The organism is Salipaludibacillus agaradhaerens (assembly GCF_002019735.1).
Classification (GTDB): domain Bacteria; phylum Bacillota; class Bacilli; order Bacillales; family Salisediminibacteriaceae; genus Salipaludibacillus; species Salipaludibacillus agaradhaerens.
In genome coordinates this window covers 2,725,527-2,743,281 of the sequence record NZ_KV917378.1, presented here as the reverse complement: position 1 = coordinate 2,743,281, position 17,755 = coordinate 2,725,527, and the positions used below count along the sequence as shown (strand labels likewise).

The following is a 17,755-nucleotide window of genomic DNA, read 5'->3' as shown; positions in this document are numbered from 1 at the left end:
TAACATGCTTTGTCAAGAATGCCAACAGCGTCCAGCAAGCCTGCATTTCACAAAGATTATAAATGGTGAAAAGACAGAATTTCATATTTGCGAAACGTGCGCGAAAGACAAAGGGGAGTATATCCCTGGTTCTAATAGTTTTTCTATTCACCAGTTGTTATCAGGTCTTCTGGATGCGGATCAACCATTTTCCTCAACAAAAAAGCAATCATTTGATACACCACGTCCTGAGTTAAAATGTACACATTGCGGTATGACATATCAAAAGTTCGCTGAATTAGGAAGGTTTGGATGTGCGGAGTGCTATAAAAGCTTTGATGAAAAGCTAGACCCTGTTTTTAAACGTATTCATGGAGGGAATGCTAGTCACCAAGGTAAAATACCTAAACGAAAAGGGAAAGACTTACATGTTCATCGCGAATTAGAAGAATTAAAAGAACGATTAAAAGAGTTGATTGAAAATGAAGCTTTTGAAGAAGCGGCGGAAACAAGAGATCGGATACGCTCTCTAGAAACAACCCTGCATAAAAAGGGGGGTGAATAACCATGTCCCTAGAATCATTTATTAGTCAGGCGGTTAGTCCTTGGATGAAAAATGAAGGACCAGATGCAGATATTGTCATAAGTAGCCGTGTTAGATTGGCTAGAAACTTACAAAACGTTCCTTTTCCAATATTAGCAACTGAAGAGCAGTTGCAAGGTATTCAACATCAAGTGGACCATAAATTTGCTAACCATTCTCATCGTCAGTTTGGCCAATTAGAACTTCTAAAAATGAATGATTTGAAAGAAAATGAAAAAAGAGTTTTAATGGAGAAACATTTAATTAGTCCTAATCTTGCTAACAGTGCAAAAGAAGGGGCAGTCCTTCTAAGTGAAGATGAGTCTTTAAGCGTTATGATTAATGAAGAGGATCATTTTAGAATTCAGTGCTTATTATCAGGTTTCCAGCTAGATGAAGTTTTAAAATTTGCAAATAGTATGGACGACTGGATGGAGGAAAAACTTGATTTTGGATTTGATGAAAGAAGAGGGTACCTTACAAGCTGTCCTACTAATGTAGGGACTGGTTTAAGGTCTTCAGTCATGATGCATCTGCCAGCTCTAGTCCTTACCAAAAATCTTAACAGAATATTACCAGCCATTAATCAATTAGGTCTTGTCGTACGTGGGATTTATGGGGAAGGTAGTGAGGCACTGGGTAACCTGTTTCAAATCTCTAACCAGACAACACTTGGAAAATCTGAACAAGATATTGTTGAGGATTTAAGAAGTGTTGTAAAACAATTAATACAACATGAACGGGCAGCTAGAGAGTTATTAAGTGAAGAATCGCAAAATCAGCTTGAAGATAGAATTTATCGGTCATATGGTATCTTGTCATATAGTAGAAGTATGGAATCAAAAGAAGCCATGCAACGATTGTCCGATGTAAGACTAGGTATTGATATAGGAGTCATAAAAGATGTAAATGGCAAGATTTTAAATGAATTAATGATATTGACCCAACCGGGTTTTCTACAGCAATATGCAGGTGAACAGTTAGGGACCTCTCAGCGTGACGAACGCAGAGCGGCCATTATTAGAGAACGATTAAAACTTGAAGGAGATATTTAATTAATTTATGGAGGTGTCTATATATGATGTTTGGAAGATTTACAGAACGCGCGCAAAAGGTTTTAGCATTAGCTCAAGAAGAAGCTGGCCGATTAGGTCATAGCAATATAGGAACTGAGCATATTTTGCTTGGTTTAGTAAGTGAAGGAGAAGGGATTGCTGCTAAGGCGCTTTCAGCTTTAGGGTTGGGTTCAGAAAAAATCCAAGTTGAAGTGGAGAATTTAATCGGTAAAGGAGAAGAAACAACTAAACAGATTCACTACACGCCAAGAGCGAAGAAGGTCATAGAATTATCGATGGATGAGGCGAGAAAACTTGGACATTCTTATGTAGGGACTGAGCATATTTTATTAGGGTTGATTCGTGAGGGAGAAGGTGTGGCAGCACGTGTTCTTAACAATTTAGGCGTTAGCTTAAATAAAGCACGGCAGCAGGTGCTACAGCTTTTAGGTTCAAGTGAATCAGCTAATAGTCAGCAGCAAGCAGGTGGAGGAACGGGGGCTACAAATGCTAGCACACCGACACTTGATAGTCTTGCAAGGGATTTAACGGCAATAGCTAAAGAAGATCAAATTGATCCGGTGATTGGAAGATCAAAAGAAATTGAACGCGTTATTCAAATCCTTAGCCGACGTACTAAAAATAATCCAGTATTAATAGGGGAACCTGGTGTTGGTAAAACAGCTATTGCTGAAGGGCTTGCGCAACAAATTATTAATAATGAAGTACCAGAGACTCTTAGAAACAAACGAGTTATGACGCTAGATATGGGGACCGTAGTAGCAGGAACCAAATATCGGGGAGAGTTTGAAGACCGCTTGAAAAAAGTGATGGAAGAGATTCGGCAAGCGGGAAATGTTATTCTCTTTATTGATGAACTTCATACGTTAATTGGTGCAGGTGGAGCTGAGGGCGCCATTGATGCATCTAACATTCTAAAGCCGTCTCTTGCTCGAGGAGAGTTACAGTGTATCGGTGCCACAACACTTGATGAATACAGAAAATACATTGAAAAGGATTCTGCCCTTGAGCGACGCTTCCAACCGATTCAAGTAGATGAGCCGACAACAGATGAATCTATTCAGATTTTAAGCGGGTTAAGAGATCGTTATGAAGCCCACCATCGTGTCACTATTACGGATGATGCAATCGAAGCGGCTGTACAATTATCAGATCGCTATATATCAGACAGATTTTTGCCGGATAAAGCCATTGATTTAATAGATGAAGCGGCCTCAAAAGTGCGACTTAGATCTTATACAGCTCCGCCTAACTTAAAGGAGAAAGAGCACAATCTTGAAGAACTTCGTAAGGAAAAGGATGCAGCTGTGCAAAGCCAAGAATTTGAGAAAGCAGCCTCTTTAAGAGATAAGGAACAAAAGCTACGCGAAGAACTAGATTCCTTAAAAAATGAATGGAAAGAAAAGCAAGGACAAGAAGATTCAGAAGTGACGACGGAAGATATCGCATCTGTTGTCTCTACGTGGACGGGGGTGCCAGTAAGTAAACTAGCCGAAGAAGAAACAGACCGTCTTCTTCGAATGGAAGAGATCCTTCATAATCGAGTTATTGGACAGAACGAGGCAGTTGAAGCTGTTTCAAAAGCCATTCGTCGTGCTCGTGCCGGTCTCAAAGATCCAAAACGTCCGATCGGCTCATTTATTTTCCTTGGACCAACAGGTGTAGGTAAGACAGAATTGGCAAGGGCTGTTGCTGAATCGTTGTTCGGTGATGAAGACGCGATTATTCGTATTGACATGTCCGAATTTATGGAAAAACATACGACAAGCCGCTTAGTCGGTTCACCTCCTGGGTATGTAGGTCATGAAGAAGGTGGACAGTTGACTGAAAAGGTCCGTCGCAAACCTTACTCAGTAATATTACTGGACGAAGTTGAAAAGGCGCATCCAGAAGTATTTAATATATTACTTCAAGTACTAGAAGACGGCTTCTTAACAGACTCTAAAGGGCGTCGGGTTGATTTCCGCAACACAGCCATAATTATGACATCAAACGTAGGCGCAAGTGTACTGAGACAAGAAAAAAGTCTAGGATTTACTGCACACCGCTTTGGAGAAGATTATAAAGACATGAAAGGTAAGGTTATGGGCGAATTGAAGAAAAGCTTCCGCCCAGAGTTCCTAAACCGTATAGACGAAATTATTGTGTTCCACTCTCTTGAGAAAGAGCACATCAAAGAAATTGTGACCCTTATGGCCAATGAACTGCAAAAACGCTTAGCAGACCAGGATATTAACTTTGAATTAACAGAAAAAGCAAAAGCGAAAATTGCCGATGAAGGATTTGATCCTGAATACGGTGCTCGCCCATTGCGCCGTGCTTTACAAAAGCAAGTTGAAGATCGATTGTCCGAGGAACTTCTTAGAGGTAAGTTAGCCAAAGGTCAATCGGTAGCCATTGACGTTAAAGATGATGAGTATGTTGTCGTCTCAAAAAAGCCGAGGAAATCTAAAGCTAAATCATAATTTATGAAAAGGAAAAGTGAGATTCTGCCACCCGATTAAAGACTTCTGACATATAGATTTTACGTTAGTGTTATAAAGACGGAAAGGGGGAAGTTCTTAAATTAAGAAACTTCTCCTTTTTACTTCATAATTATTATAAATCGTACATAATGATAAAACCCGGATTAAACTAACGGCCCTATAAACCATTTTTACGTGCTAAAATGATACCCACATAGTTTATTTTTTAAAGGAGTCGGTCAACGAATGGCGAAGAGAAAAACTAAATTCGTGTGTCAAGATTGTGGTTACGAATCCACCCGATGGATGGGGAAATGCCCTGGCTGCCAAAATTGGAATACACTCGTTGAAGAAATTGAATCAGATTCATCGGCCCCAAAACGGGGATTCTCAACAGGAGAAAAACGAACGGTAAAACCAGAACCTATTACTGCTATTGAACGCACCGAAGAACCTCGTATAAGCACTTATATTAATGAATTAAACCGTGTACTAGGTGGCGGAATTGTGCCTGGATCACTTGTTTTAGTTGGAGGCGATCCGGGTATTGGAAAATCGACGCTTTTATTGCAAGTTTCCTCTACTCTTTCCGAACGTAAACAACGCGTTCTCTATATTTCAGGCGAGGAATCAACAAAGCAGACGAAATTACGTGCTGACCGACTTGGCATCGGCAATGATCAATTATTTGTTTTAGCAGAAACAGATGTAGATAACATTGAAAAAGTGATCGAAGAAATGAAGCCATCATTAGTTATAATTGATTCTATCCAAACCGTATATTTAGAAAGTATCACAAGTGCTCCTGGGAGTGTTTCTCAAGTAAGAGAATGTACCTCAGCATTTATGCGTATTGCAAAAACAAAAGGCATTGCCATTTTTCTTGTAGGGCATGTCACAAAACAAGGTTCTATTGCAGGTCCTCGTATTCTCGAACATATGGTTGACTCTGTCTTATACTTCGAAGGTGAACGTCATCATACGTACCGCATACTTCGCGCAGTGAAAAATCGCTTCGGCTCCACAAATGAAATTGGTATTTTTGAAATGAAAGAAGAAGGACTTGAAGAAGTACTAAACCCGTCGGAGATATTTCTGGAAGAACGATCCACAGGAGCAGCTGGCTCAGCAGTGGTGGCTTCTATGGAAGGAACGCGACCGGTTTTAGTAGAAATACAATCACTTATCTCACCTACAAGCTTCGGTAATCCTCGGCGTATGGCAACAGGTATTGACCATAATCGAATTTCTCTTATCATGGCTGTACTTGAAAAAAGAGTAGGAATGATGCTTCAGAATCATGATGCGTATGTCAAAGTAGCAGGGGGCGTCAGGCTTGATGAGCCGTCCATCGACTTGGCTATAGCAGTTTCAATTGCCTCGAGTTTCCGTGATGCACCAACTGCTCCAGCGGATGCGATTGTAGGGGAAGTAGGGTTAACCGGAGAAGTGAGAAGAGTGACACGGATTGAACAACGGGTTAATGAAGCGGTAAAACTGGGATTTAAACGTGTGATCATTCCTAAAAAAAATGAAGGGGGTTGGACGATCCCTTCAGGTATAGAAGTGACAGGCGTAAGTAGTGTGAATGAAGCGATTGACGTGACTTTAGGAGGGGTATCCAGTGGATCACCAAAGTTTGAACTATAAAGCCGGTTTTATCGCCAATGTGCTAAAGCTGGTAGCGCCAGGAACAGCTTTACGAGAGGGTATCGATAATGTACTACGAGCAAAAACGGGCGGGTTAATCGTCTTAGGCTACACCAATGAGATGGTACCTATTGTGGATGGCGGTTTCTTCATAAATAGTGATTTCTCTCCTGCTTACCTCTATGAGCTGGCAAAAATGGATGGTGCGATTATACTTAGTGAAGATGGAAGTAGAATCCTCTATGCAAACACCCAGCTTGTGCCGGATAATACAATAGAGTCCACAGAGACGGGTATTAGACATAGGACGGCTCAACGCGTGGCAACACAAACTGGTAATCTTGTGATATCTATTTCGCAAAGGCGAAACGTCATTACCCTTTATCAAGGTGAGCATCGGTATGCTTTAAAAGATATAGGTGTCATTCTTACAAAAGCTAATCAGGCTATCCAAACACTTGAAAAGTACAAGTCGGTTCTTGACCAAAGCATCACAAATTTAGGGGCATTAGAACTTGAGGAATTAGTTACATTTCAGGAAGTATCTCAAGTGATGCATCGGATTGAGATGGTATTGCGCATTAAAGGGGAAATCTTAAACTACGTAAACGAGCTAGGTAATGAAGGGCGTCTCATTTCGATGCAACTAGAAGAACTCGTTTTAAATACTGAAAAGGAAGCATTGCTATTAATTAAAGATTATATGAAAGATGATAAATTGGACCCTGAAGAAGTTTTATTAAAATTAAAAAGGTTATCCACTGACGAATTGCTCGATGATCAAGTGATAGTCAAGCTACTCGGGTACAGTCGGGTGGCGAATTTAGCTGAGCAGACAGTTTATCCACGGGGCTACCGGATCCTTAACAAAATCCCTAGAATCCCTCCAATGGTCATAGACAACTTGATTGCCAGTTTTAATGAATTACCTTTTATTTTACGAGCAACCATTGATGAGTTGGATGATGTCGATGGTATTGGAGAAGCGAGAGCCAAAAAAATAAAAGATGGACTCGTTCGGATCCAAGAACAATTATTTATAGACCGACATATTTAAAAGAAAACTGTCATAAAAAATCAACTCTTGACGAATACTATCAATGAGAGATATAATTGATTATTTGCTATAATTGACAATTTTAAAGCCCAGTGGTATGGTATGACTATGATTTAATATGTAACTTTTTGTGATTTTAATCATTTTATGTTTGTATTTAGAAGGGTTGTCTATAATAGTAAAAGGAGGTGACGTACATGCTTCGCAAAATGATTCAATTGCTAATTTTATTTACTGGCGGTACGATCGGCTATATTTTTATACCGGATTTGATTCGTCTTATTAATATTAATGCAGCTCCGGAGTGGCTGATCAATGGGTACACCGGTGCGATCATTGGTGCACTTATTCTATATTTATCTCTCGTGTGGTTTGTAGATAATATCGTTAGCTTTATTGGATTTATCGAAGAGACTCTTGTTAAATTTCCAGTAACAGATTTACTTTTTGGAACACTTGGTTTAGTGCTTGGTCTAATGCTAGCATTTCTGATTACGGTCGCACTGGACAGTGTGGAGATACCTATCTTAAGCTCAGTGTTACCCCTTGTTTTAACAGTATTTTTTGGTTATTTAGGATTTCAAGTCGGATTTCAGAAGCGTGACGAGCTAATGGGGCTCTTCCCAAGTTACAGGTCATCTTCTAAAGATTCTAAGAAAAATCCTGATAGCGAAAGTGGTATTGAGAGAGGAAAACTAAAAATCCTTGATACGAGTGTTATTATAGACGGGCGTATTGCTGACATCTGCCAAACGGGATTTCTTGAAGGTACTCTGCTCATTCCCGAATTTGTTCTTGAAGAATTGCAGCATATAGCTGATTCTTCAGATGTTCTAAAACGTAATCGTGGACGTAGAGGTTTAGATATCTTAAATAAAATTCAAAAAGAGCTACCTGTAGAAGTTGAAATTTATGAAGGTGATTTTGAAGAAATTCAGGAAGTAGACAGCAAACTTGTTAAATTAGCGAAAGTTCTTGAAGGCTATGTCATTACAAATGATTTTAACTTAAATAAAGTATGTGACTTGCAAGGGGTTGATGTGTTAAACATTAATGACCTAGCTAATGCAGTCAAGCCAGTAGTTCTCCCAGGGGAAGAGATGGGCGTTCAAGTCATTAAAGATGGTAAGGAACAAAATCAAGGAATTGCTTACTTAGATGACGGAACGATGATCGTTGTGGAAGAAGGCAGAAATTATATTGGCAAAAACATTGAGGTTATTGTCACAAGTGTTCTGCAGACATCTGCTGGGCGCATGATTTTTGCTAAACCAAAATTATTAGAAAAAGCACTTTAATAGGCATAAAAGATCGGACAGCGTGTCAAGGCCAACGTTAAAATGCTACGGTTCAGTGTCGAGACCATCCGATCTTTTCTACCTTTTATTTTAAAAAACAAAAAATAAAGGATAGGTTATTTATGCAAAACTATTACGTGGTTATTCCTGCAGCTGGTCAAGGTAAACGAATGAATGCAGGGAAAAACAAACAATTTTTATTAATAGATAAAATACCCCTCCTGATTCACACGCTTCGTGTGTTTGAGGAGGATCTTCTATGTAAAGGGATTGTCATTGTAGTTAATAAGGATGAGGAAGAATCCATTAGATCATTGATAAAAGAATATAAGATAAAAAACGTTATACATATTGTGGTTGGGGGAGAAGAACGACAGCAAAGTGTTTACTGTGGCTTGCAAAAGATCGACGGCAATCCAATCGTGTTAATTCACGATGGTGCAAGACCGTTCATCCAACTAGAGGACGTGCATCATGTTGTCAAAACAACAGATGCGAAAGGGGCAGCTGTTATCGCTGTTCCTGTAAAAGATACTGTAAAACTTGTGGATGATAACGAAATTGTACAAACAGTTGATAGATCCGCCCTTTGGTCAGCTCAAACCCCGCAAGGTTTTCATTTAGAAGAGATCAAAAATGCGCATAAAAAAGCGGCTCATGAAGGATTTGTAGGAACAGATGACGCCAGTCTCATGGAGTATTTAAATAGACCAGTGGCGATAGTAGAAGGAAATTATGAAAATTTGAAAATCACAACACCAGAAGATTTGCTTTTTGCTGAAGCCATCATCAAGAAGCGTAAGGAGGCAACTAACACATGAGAATAGGACAAGGTTTTGACGTACATCAGTTAGTAGAAGGTAGACCCCTTATATTAGGCGGTATTCAAATACCTCATCATAAAGGGTTATTAGGTCATTCAGATGCCGACGTGCTATTACATACGATCGCTGATGCTTGTCTAGGAGCAATAGGGGAAGGAGATATCGGAAAGCACTTTCCTGATACAGATCCTAACTTCAAAGATGCAGATTCTGCTAACCTTTTAGCCCATGTATGGACATTAGTAAAAAAATACGACTACAAGTTAGGGAATATTGACTGTACGATAATGGCTGAGAAGCCTAAAATGGCACCTTATATTAATCAAATGAGAGAGCGGATTGCCGAATTGCTAGAAGCTGAGCCTTCTCAGGTGAATGTAAAGGCCACGACAACAGAGAAGCTCGGTTTTACCGGTAGAGAAGAAGGCATTGCCTCACAAGTAGTGGTGCTACTAATAAAGTAAAAAAGGACATCATGTGAGCTCTGATGAGACTTTGTCGTTTAACGTCAGAGGCCAGTAATGGTAAGGGAATGTTGAAAAGAGTAGAATGGAGAATGATATTTAAGAAAAAGGTTAACGAATTTTTCCAAAAGAGATGTTCTGTTCTGCTGTTTTAGAAGCCTTCCTGTTGACATAGAGGTAGACACAAACAGTTAGTATCTGATGAAAAAATAAGTTACACTAAAGGGAAACGTACATTTTTAGAAATGGAAGGTGTCGATTATGACTCAGCAAGTTCGTGTAAGATTTGCTCCAAGCCCAACAGGGCACTTACATATAGGTGGAGCAAGAGCTGCACTTTTTAACTATCTTTATGCAAGAAATCAAAATGGGAAATTTATCGTCCGTATTGAAGATACAGATCAAGCACGAAATGTGGAGGCAGCGACTGAAAAGTTATTAGAGAGCCTCAAATGGCTTGGTATTGATTGGGACGAAAGTGTTGATGTTGGCGGCCCGTTCGCTCCTTATAAAAGCATGGAGCGGCTCGATATTTACACTCAATACGTCAACCAACTCATAAAAGAAGGAAAAGCTTATCATTGCTACATGACAACAGAAGAGCTTGAAGCTGAGAGGGAAGCACAACGAGCACGAGGTGAAACACCTAAATATAGTGGGAGAGATCGTCATTTAACTGAAGATCAAAGAAAAGCATACGAAGCGGAAGGGCGTAAACCGGTTATCCGTTTTCTTGTGCCTGAATCTCAAGAAATTACAGTTGATGACGAAGTACGTGGGCGTGTTACGTTTGAAAGTGATGGCATTGGAGACTTTGTCATTGTGCGTCAAGATGGGGTACCTACCTATAATTTTGCCGTAGTCATCGATGATCACCTCATGAAAATTTCGCACGTGATCCGAGGAGAAGAACATTTATCTAATGCTCCAAGACAGATACTATTATACGATGCCTTCGGTTGGGAACCGCCTAAATTTGCCCACGCGTCATTAATTTTAAATGAAGACAGACAAAAAATGAGTAAGCGCGATGAGACGATCATTCAATTTGTTGAGCAATATCGGGATTTAGGTTATTTACCAGAGGCCATCGTCAACTTTATTGCCCTTCTTGGCTGGTCACCAGGTGGGGAAGAAGAACTTCTAACCAAAGACGACCTAATTAGTCAATTTTCCCTTGACCGGGTGATTAAAGCACCTGCCGTATTTGATACACAAAAACTAGCTTGGATGAATAATCAATATATGAAAGACGCCGATAAGGACCGAGTGGTTTGGTTAGCCTTGCCTCATCTTAAAAAAGCAGGGCGCTTGCCAGAGATGATGAGTGAGGAACAAAAAGAATGGGCTTATCACCTTATTACACTTCATCAAGAAAAATTAAACTGTGGAGCCGACATCATTGGGTTAACAGAGTTGTTTTTTAAAGAAAGTATCACGTATAATGAAGAAGCTAAACAAATTTTATCAGGTGAGCAAGTTCCTGAAGTGCTCACTGCGTTTATGACTAAAGTAGATGAACTGACTGAGTTTACAGCTGAAGAAATTAAAAAAGCTGTAAAGGCGGTTCAAAAAGAAACTGGACATAAAGGGAAACAATTATTTATGCCGATACGAGTAGCTGTTTCAGGACAGGTGCACGGACCCGATCTCATGCAAACGATAGAACTGCTTGGGAGATCGGTTGTTAAAAAGCGTGTAGAAGATGTTTTACATTTATAATAAAAGCAACTGATGAGGAAAAGTAAGAGGATGGCTCTCATTAAAGAGAGAACTGCCCTGGCTGAAAGCAGTTTATGAAGTCCCCTCTGAAATGCACCTCGGAGTCTCCTTCTTAACGAGAATGAACCTTTAGTAGGTAGGAGCGGGTGAAAACCGTTATCTTTCAAAAGGGGAGTACATGTAAAGCGACATGTGCTCAAACAGAGTGGAACCGCGTTTATTAAGCGTCTCTGTGTCGAAGGACACAGGGATGCTTTTTTTAATCCGAGTATGACGGTCGCCTATACACTTTTACTGGCTATAATACTGATGAGAAAGAGCGAGTCTGGCCTAGGAAAGAGTGCAAAAGCTTAGTCGATCGACGTCTAAAAAATGAAGTTGAAGGATTATATACCCTTTAGTCGTTTCGCCTTTCATCATAGTTGTTTACAGATCTAACTTATCTCATCACACAGGGAGGAGGGGTTTCCTTGTTTAAAACATTAAAGAATGATGTGGATGTGGTACTAGAACAAGATCCAGCAGCGAGGAACCGATTAGAAGTAATTATTAATTATTCTGGGGTCCATGCTATCTGGTGTCACCGCTTCACTCATTGGCTATGGAATAAAAAATGGTATTTTATCGCCCGCTTTATTTCACAAGTGAGTCGCTTTTTTACCGGGATAGAAATTCATCCAGGGGCTAAAATTGGTCAAAGACTATTCATTGATCATGGCATGGGTGTCGTTATAGGGGAAACCTGTGAGATCGGTGACAACGTCACTATTTTCCAAGGAGTCACATTAGGAGGAACTGGAAAAGAGAAAGGGAAACGCCATCCCACATTAGAAGACCATGTCATGGTAGCATCTGGAGCCAAAGTACTTGGGTCAATGAGGATTGGTCACCATTCCAGAATTGGTGCAGGCTCCGTCGTCCTTAAAGAAGTACCGCCCAACTCTACCGTTGTCGGTATCCCTGGGAGAATTGTTGTCCAAGATGGGATAAAAATTAAAGACAATTTAGATCATATTAGTTTACCTGACCCAGTCGCTGACAAGTTTAAAGCGTTGGAGGAAGAATTGTTAGAAGTTAAAAAAGAATTACTAGAACTAAAAAAGCGTGAGGCAACACAAATTGAAAAACGTACGACACATTAAGGAGGTCATCATATGGCTATTAAGCTATACAACACATTGACACGTAAAAAAGAGATCTTTCAACCGATAGAAGAAGGGAAAATTAAGATGTATGTCTGCGGGCCGACCGTATACAACTATATTCATATTGGCAATGCGAGACCAGCCGTTGTATTCGATATGGTCAGACGTTATTTTGAGTATAAGGGCTACGACGTGCAATACGTCTCTAACTTTACAGATGTAGATGATAAGATTATTAAAGCGGCTGAGGAAATGGGTGAAGACGTGATGGCAGTAGCTGAACGTTTTATTAAAGCCTATTATGAAGATACAGGTGCTTTAGGGGTCAAGAAAGCAGATGAACATCCGAGAGTAACTGACACAATGCCCGAAATTATTAGCTTTATTGAAAAGCTTGTTGATAAAGGCTATGCTTACGAATCGGAGGGGGATGTGTATTTTCGCACACGAAAATTTGATGGCTATGGAAAGCTTTCACAACAATCCGTTGATGACCTTCAAGCGGGGGCGAGAATTCAAGTTGGCGAGAAAAAAGAAGATCCACTAGACTTCGTTTTATGGAAAGCGGCTAAACCTGGCGAAATTTCTTGGGAAAGTGTATGGGGGCATGGAAGACCTGGCTGGCATATAGAATGCTCAGCTATGGTGAAAAAATATTTAGGTGATACGATTGATATTCATGCAGGTGGTCAGGATTTATCTTTTCCACATCATGAGAATGAAATAGCACAATCAGAAGCATTAAACGAGAAGAAAATGGCTAACTATTGGATCCATAATGGGTATATTAACATTGATAATGAAAAAATGTCTAAATCTCTAGGCAATTTCATTCTTGTTCATGACATCATTCGTCAATTTGATCCAGAAGTAGTGAGATTTTTTATTGTAAATGCGCATTATCGTAGTCCTATTAACTTTAGTGATGATCAATTGGCCAGTGCTAAAAGCAGTTTAGAGAGAATAAAGACAACCTATTTAAATATCTCTCACCGATTGGAAGAAACAGCTGGTTTAGGTGTTGAAGCGGACCGATGGACTGGTGATATCATTGGTCTTCGTAAACGATTTATCGAAGCGATGGATGATGATTTTAACAGTGCTAATGCTGTGGCAGCGATATTTGACCTTGTGAAATTGGCTAATATTTACCTTGAAGAAAAACAGACAAACCGAGATGTCCTAAAAGCCTTCTTAAAAGAATTAGACGATATGGCTTATGTGCTTGGGCTCACTCTAAAAACAGATCCTGAATTGCTTGATGAAGAGGTAGAAGCATTAATTGAAGAACGGATAACAGCTAGAAAAAATCGTGACTTTGCTCGTGCTGATGATATTCGTGAGGAACTTAAAGCTAAGAATATAATCTTAGAAGACACCCCGCAAGGCACAAGATGGAAGCGGGGATGACGATGAAACTGAACGAAACGATTCGTGAACCTGAGCAATTAAATGCTCTGGCGCTTGCCTATATGGGTGATGGGGTATTTGATATGTATGTAAGATATCGCTTAATCGCTCAAGGTCAAGTAAGAACGAATAAATTACATCGAGAAGCGACGCGGTATGTCTCAGCTAAAGCGCAAGCGTTCGTCATTGCCTATCTTATTGAAAAAGAAAGACTGACAAAAGAAGAGTTAGCGGTCGTACGGCGGGGAAGGAATGCTAAATCAGGCACGATTCCGAGAAATACGGACCCTGCTACGTATAGTTTAAGTACAGCATTTGAGGCATTAATCGGTTATTTATATTTAACTGACCAAGAAAGCAGAATGGATACCATTGTAAGCGAAAGTTTTAACTTGATTGAAGGAAAGGAGGATTAATATGGCTGACAAGCATGATTTTATTGCTGGTAAGAACCCCGTAGCAGAAGCAATTAAAGGGGGGCATGTGGTTAATAAAATTTGGATAGCTGAAGGCTCACAAAAAAGTCATATGTCAGAAATTATGCAATTGAGTAAGAAGAAAGGGATACAGGTTCAGTTTGTGCCAAAAAAGAAACTGGATCAAATGGCAGTAGAAGCAGCACATCAAGGTGTCGTGGCACAAATTGCCCCTTATGAATATACAGATTTAGAAAAGATTCTCGAACGAGCTAGTGCGAAAAATGAATCGCCCTTTCTCTTATTGTTGGACGAGCTTGAAGACCCTCATAACCTTGGCTCAATTTTAAGAACAGCAGATGCTGCTGGAGCTCACGGAGTCATCGTTCCGAAACGACGTTCTGTCGGTCTCACGTCAACTGTAGCAAAAGCATCAGCAGGTGCTATCGAACATGTACCTGTAGCTCGAGTGACGAATTTGGCGCGCACGATGGAGGAATTAAAGAAAGAAGGGCTTTGGTTTATCGGCACAGATGCAAAAGGAGACGCGGATTATCGTCAAGTGGATGTAGACATGCCTCTCTGTCTTGTTATTGGAAGTGAAGGCCGAGGTATAAGTAGGCTAGTCAAAGAAAAATGTGACTTTCTCGTTAGTATTCCTTTAGCAGGGAAAGTAACTTCATTAAACGCTTCAGTTGCTGCAAGCCTTCTCATGTATGAAGTAATGCGGAGACGACCGATGGAGACGACATAAGATGAGACGAGTGTTGTTAGTAGACGGCTACAACATCATTGGCGATTGGCCGGAGTTAAAAGCCCTACAGGGGTCTGATTTGGAGGGGGCTCGTGATCTCCTTATTCAATATATGGCTGAATACCAAGCGTACACAGGTATTGAAGTGACCGTCATTTTCGATGCTCATATGGTTTCTGGGCTAGGGAAAAAACTCCAAAATTATGCAATTACGGTTATTTATACGAAAGAAAAGGAAACGGCAGATGAACGAATAGAAAAGCTCGTAAATGACTTGAAGCGGATAGATACCCAAATTTACGTAGCTACCTCAGATTTTGTGGAGCAGCGTGTTATCTTTGCAAGTGGCGCATACCGCAAATCAGCGAGAGAACTCAGAACGGAAATGAAACAAATAGAAAAAGGGATTGAAAGAGAAGTATCAAAAACAAAAAAGTCGAAAATAAAAACAAAATTGCCGATTACTGACGAAATGGCAGAAGTTTTTGAAAAATGGCGTCGAGGCAAGAGATGACTGCTTGACGCTATTATTAGCCATCCTGTATACTGATGTTATATTTAGGTAATTCGTATTAAGGCGCTTTCATCTTGACAATGGAAGCGATTATCTTTTTCCATACGTGAAAAGACAGGGTCGGAGGGATTGCGGTGGCTTTAAACCTCATAGAAACAGGACTGCAGGAGAAGTTTCGCCAATTGGAAGATGAAAGTTTAGTAGAGTATGTTAAGGAAGGGGACAGTGCTGCACTAGAGTACTTAATTAATAAGTACAAGAATTTTGTACGTGCAAAAGCCCGTTCCTATTTTTTAATTGGAGCAGATCACGAAGATATTGTGCAAGAAGGCATGATTGGCCTTTACAAAGCGATTCGTGACTTTAAAGGGGACAAGCTCTCTTCTTTTAAAGCATTTGCTGAGCTCTGTATTACGCGGCAAATCATAACTGCCATTAAAACAGCAACCCGTCAGAAGCATATTCCGTTAAATTCGTATGTATCCTTAGACAAGCCTATTTACGATGAAGAGTCAGATCGGACATTGTTAGATGTTATTTGTGGATCGAAGCTAAGTGATCCCGAGGAATTACTTATTAATCAAGAAGAGTTTGATGACATTGAAGACAAAATGGGAGAAATTTTGAGTGACCTCGAACGGAAAGTTCTTACGCACTACTTGGATGGACGAAGTTATCAGGAAATTTCGGCTGACTTGAACCGTCATGTGAAATCAATTGATAATGCTCTTCAAAGGGTGAAAAGAAAACTTGAACGTTATGTGGAGCTCAAAGGAGTTAAACTTTAAAAAATTTCTGGACTGTGTAAATAAAAGGGCGTAAGTGCTAGATTACGCTCGTTTTTCTATTTTTAAAAAGTTCTCAAACCCTACTGAGCATTAAGAAACACTTTTTCTTAATGCATTCTTAATTGTTAGCTAAATGAACGTCACAATTAATTTTTCAACGAGAAAATTGAACAATGAAGGTGAACTAATTCAAATGTCCGCCCTTGTAAAAGGGCTGTAGTGAAAGACGGTGACTCGGAGGACTAGAAACGACTGAATATCTAACGATACGAAAAGTTTTATCACCCTTTTAGCTTAAGGCAAGTCGATGGGAAAGCGTCCGTCTGTGCACTATATTATGAAAGTGGCTCAAATATAGTGTGTTGCTATTAATCGCTTATTTATAAAGAGAAACCGCAAAAGATCAAAGACGTGCTTTTTAAAATTAAAGGTTTAAAAACTCTTGAACAGTCGAAGATAAAGACATGGTACTCCGTTGACATGTCAGTGTGGCCTATGATAAATTTTACTAGTATGTATACGTGTACGGTAAAAGAGGAGAGTAACCGATGTCGCAGAAAGTCATACTTGCCTGTCAGCACTGTCAGTCGAGAAATTATGCTACTTCAAAAACAGACCAAGACCGTGCGGAACGGCTTCAAATAAAGAAGTACTGTAAAATTTGCGGGAAGCATACACCACATTTCGAAACAAAGTAAGTGATTCTATTGGAGGTGTGTTAATGTGGGGAGTACGACTAAAAACCCTGTTAAGTTTTTAAAAGATGTATCCACAGAAATGAAGAGAGTCACGTGGCCGACGAAAAAAGAATTAACGAAATATACAATTGTTGTGTCATTTACCGTTATTTTTATTGCGATATTTTTTGCAATCGCAGATTATGGCATAGCATCATTACTTAATTTAATCACTAATTAAGTCAACAAATTTACGAAAATATGATTCCGTCAGAGGAGGGAAGGACGTCACAGTCCTGAACAATCATGGAGAAGAAATGGTATGTAGTTCACACCTATTCCGGATATGAAAATAAAGTAAAAACAAACTTGGAAAAGCGTGTGGAATCAATGGGCATGGCGGATAAAATTTTTCGCGTCATCGTCCCTGTAGAAGAAGAGACAGAAATAAAAGATGGTAAGTCAAAGCAAGTCACGAAGAAAGTTTTTCCGGGTTATGTCATCGTGGAAATGGTGATGACTGATGACTCATGGTATGTGGTCCGAAATACACCTGGCGTCACTGGCTTCATCGGATCTTCTGGTGGTGGAGCGAAACCGACACCATTACTTCCTGAAGAGGTCGATGCGATACTTCGTCAAATGGGAGTAGATGCGCCGAAACCTGATGTGGAATTTGAGTTAAAAGAATCGGTGAAGGTAAAAGAAGGACCATTTGCGAACTTTATTGGTACGATCGAAACAATTTCTGCCGAAAAACAAAAACTAAAAGTACATGTTAACATGTTTGGTCGTGAGACACCGGTCGAACTAGAATTTAACCAGGTCGAAAAAATCTGATTCATTTTATAAAAGCTTCTTGCTATCTTGCGTATGAAGTGATAAAATTTGAATGTTGTTAATTAGCGTGGACTAACTGTTCACGTTTTTTCC

General features: G+C 39.9%; 18 protein-coding genes and 1 other annotated feature. All 18 genes read left to right on the top strand.

The annotated features are described in order from the left end of the window. The first annotated feature begins 4 nt into the window (after positions 1–4). The 18 genes from BK581_RS12835 to nusG all read left to right on the top strand — a co-directional run bounded on the left by BK581_RS12835 (position 5) and on the right by nusG (position 17,662). A complete protein-coding gene (locus BK581_RS12835) occupies positions 5–544 on the top strand; it encodes a UvrB/UvrC motif-containing protein (RefSeq protein ID WP_078578551.1) in 540 nt (179 codons plus the stop codon). A 2-nt stretch (positions 545–546) separates the two neighbouring features. After that, a complete protein-coding gene (locus tag BK581_RS12830) occupies positions 547–1,617 on the top strand; it encodes a protein arginine kinase (protein WP_078578550.1) in 1,071 nt (356 codons plus the stop codon). A gap of 23 nt (positions 1,618–1,640) precedes the next feature. Then, positions 1,641–4,103, top strand: a complete 2,463-nt coding sequence (gene clpC, locus BK581_RS12825) for an ATP-dependent protease ATP-binding subunit ClpC (protein ID WP_078578549.1) — start codon at positions 1,641–1,643, stop codon at positions 4,101–4,103. A 246-nt stretch (positions 4,104–4,349) separates the two neighbouring features. Continuing rightward, positions 4,350–5,753: a DNA repair protein RadA gene (gene radA, locus BK581_RS12820; protein ID WP_078578548.1), complete on the top strand. Its 1,404-nt coding sequence runs from the start codon at positions 4,350–4,352 to the stop codon at positions 5,751–5,753. Next, positions 5,728–6,810 (top strand): DNA integrity scanning diadenylate cyclase DisA, encoded by a 1,083-nt coding sequence (gene disA / locus BK581_RS12815; RefSeq protein WP_078578547.1) that lies wholly within the window; start codon positions 5,728–5,730, stop codon positions 6,808–6,810. The genes radA and disA overlap by 26 nt, the downstream gene beginning before the upstream one ends. 197 nt (positions 6,811–7,007) lie before the next feature. Beyond that, positions 7,008–8,108, top strand: a complete 1,101-nt coding sequence (locus BK581_RS12810) for a PIN/TRAM domain-containing protein (RefSeq protein WP_078578546.1) — start codon at positions 7,008–7,010, stop codon at positions 8,106–8,108. 122 nt (positions 8,109–8,230) lie between these two features. Further along, the gene (ispD, locus tag BK581_RS12805) at positions 8,231–8,929 is read left to right on the top strand and encodes a 2-C-methyl-D-erythritol 4-phosphate cytidylyltransferase (RefSeq protein WP_078578545.1); all 699 of its coding nucleotides are present in this window, start codon (positions 8,231–8,233) and stop codon (positions 8,927–8,929) included. Next, positions 8,926–9,396: a 2-C-methyl-D-erythritol 2,4-cyclodiphosphate synthase gene (gene ispF / locus BK581_RS12800; RefSeq protein WP_078578544.1), complete on the top strand. Its 471-nt coding sequence runs from the start codon at positions 8,926–8,928 to the stop codon at positions 9,394–9,396. The genes ispD and ispF overlap by 4 nt, the downstream gene beginning before the upstream one ends. Positions 9,397–9,657: 261 nt before the next feature. Further along, positions 9,658–11,118, top strand: coding sequence for a glutamate--tRNA ligase (gene gltX, locus BK581_RS12795; RefSeq protein WP_078578543.1), 1,461 nt, complete (start codon positions 9,658–9,660; stop codon positions 11,116–11,118). Continuing rightward, positions 11,118–11,353, top strand: a binding site (T-box leader). Its footprint overlaps the gene before it by 1 nt. 235 nt (positions 11,354–11,588) lie before the next feature. Beyond that, positions 11,589–12,260, top strand: coding sequence for a serine O-acetyltransferase (cysE, locus tag BK581_RS12790; protein WP_078578542.1), 672 nt, complete (start codon positions 11,589–11,591; stop codon positions 12,258–12,260). Between the two features lie 12 nt (positions 12,261–12,272). Beyond that, positions 12,273–13,673 (top strand): cysteine--tRNA ligase, encoded by a 1,401-nt coding sequence (gene cysS, locus BK581_RS12785; protein ID WP_078578541.1) that lies wholly within the window; start codon positions 12,273–12,275, stop codon positions 13,671–13,673. Positions 13,674–13,675: 2 nt separating this feature from the next. Then, positions 13,676–14,089, top strand: coding sequence for a Mini-ribonuclease 3 (locus tag BK581_RS12780; protein ID WP_078579936.1), 414 nt, complete (start codon positions 13,676–13,678; stop codon positions 14,087–14,089). 1 nt (position 14,090) lies between these two features. Next, entirely contained in the window at positions 14,091–14,843 is a 753-nt protein-coding gene (gene rlmB / locus BK581_RS12775) for a 23S rRNA (guanosine(2251)-2'-O)-methyltransferase RlmB (protein ID WP_078578540.1), read from the top strand. Between the two features lies 1 nt (position 14,844). Beyond that, complete coding sequence (locus BK581_RS12770) at positions 14,845–15,357, top strand: NYN domain-containing protein (protein ID WP_078578539.1); 513 nt, start codon at positions 14,845–14,847, stop codon at positions 15,355–15,357. 134 nt (positions 15,358–15,491) lie between these two features. Continuing rightward, positions 15,492–16,145: an RNA polymerase sporulation sigma factor SigH gene (gene sigH / locus BK581_RS12765; RefSeq protein ID WP_078578538.1), complete on the top strand. Its 654-nt coding sequence runs from the start codon at positions 15,492–15,494 to the stop codon at positions 16,143–16,145. Between the two features lie 548 nt (positions 16,146–16,693). Then, entirely contained in the window at positions 16,694–16,843 is a 150-nt protein-coding gene (rpmG, locus tag BK581_RS12760; RefSeq protein ID WP_078578537.1) for a 50S ribosomal protein L33, read from the top strand. Between the two features lie 25 nt (positions 16,844–16,868). Continuing rightward, positions 16,869–17,063 (top strand): preprotein translocase subunit SecE, encoded by a 195-nt coding sequence (gene secE, locus BK581_RS12755; RefSeq protein ID WP_257822680.1) that lies wholly within the window; start codon positions 16,869–16,871, stop codon positions 17,061–17,063. Between the two features lie 65 nt (positions 17,064–17,128). After that, the gene (gene nusG / locus BK581_RS12750; protein ID WP_078578536.1) at positions 17,129–17,662 is read left to right on the top strand and encodes a transcription termination/antitermination protein NusG; all 534 of its coding nucleotides are present in this window, start codon (positions 17,129–17,131) and stop codon (positions 17,660–17,662) included. The last annotated feature ends 93 nt before the right edge of the window (positions 17,663–17,755 follow it).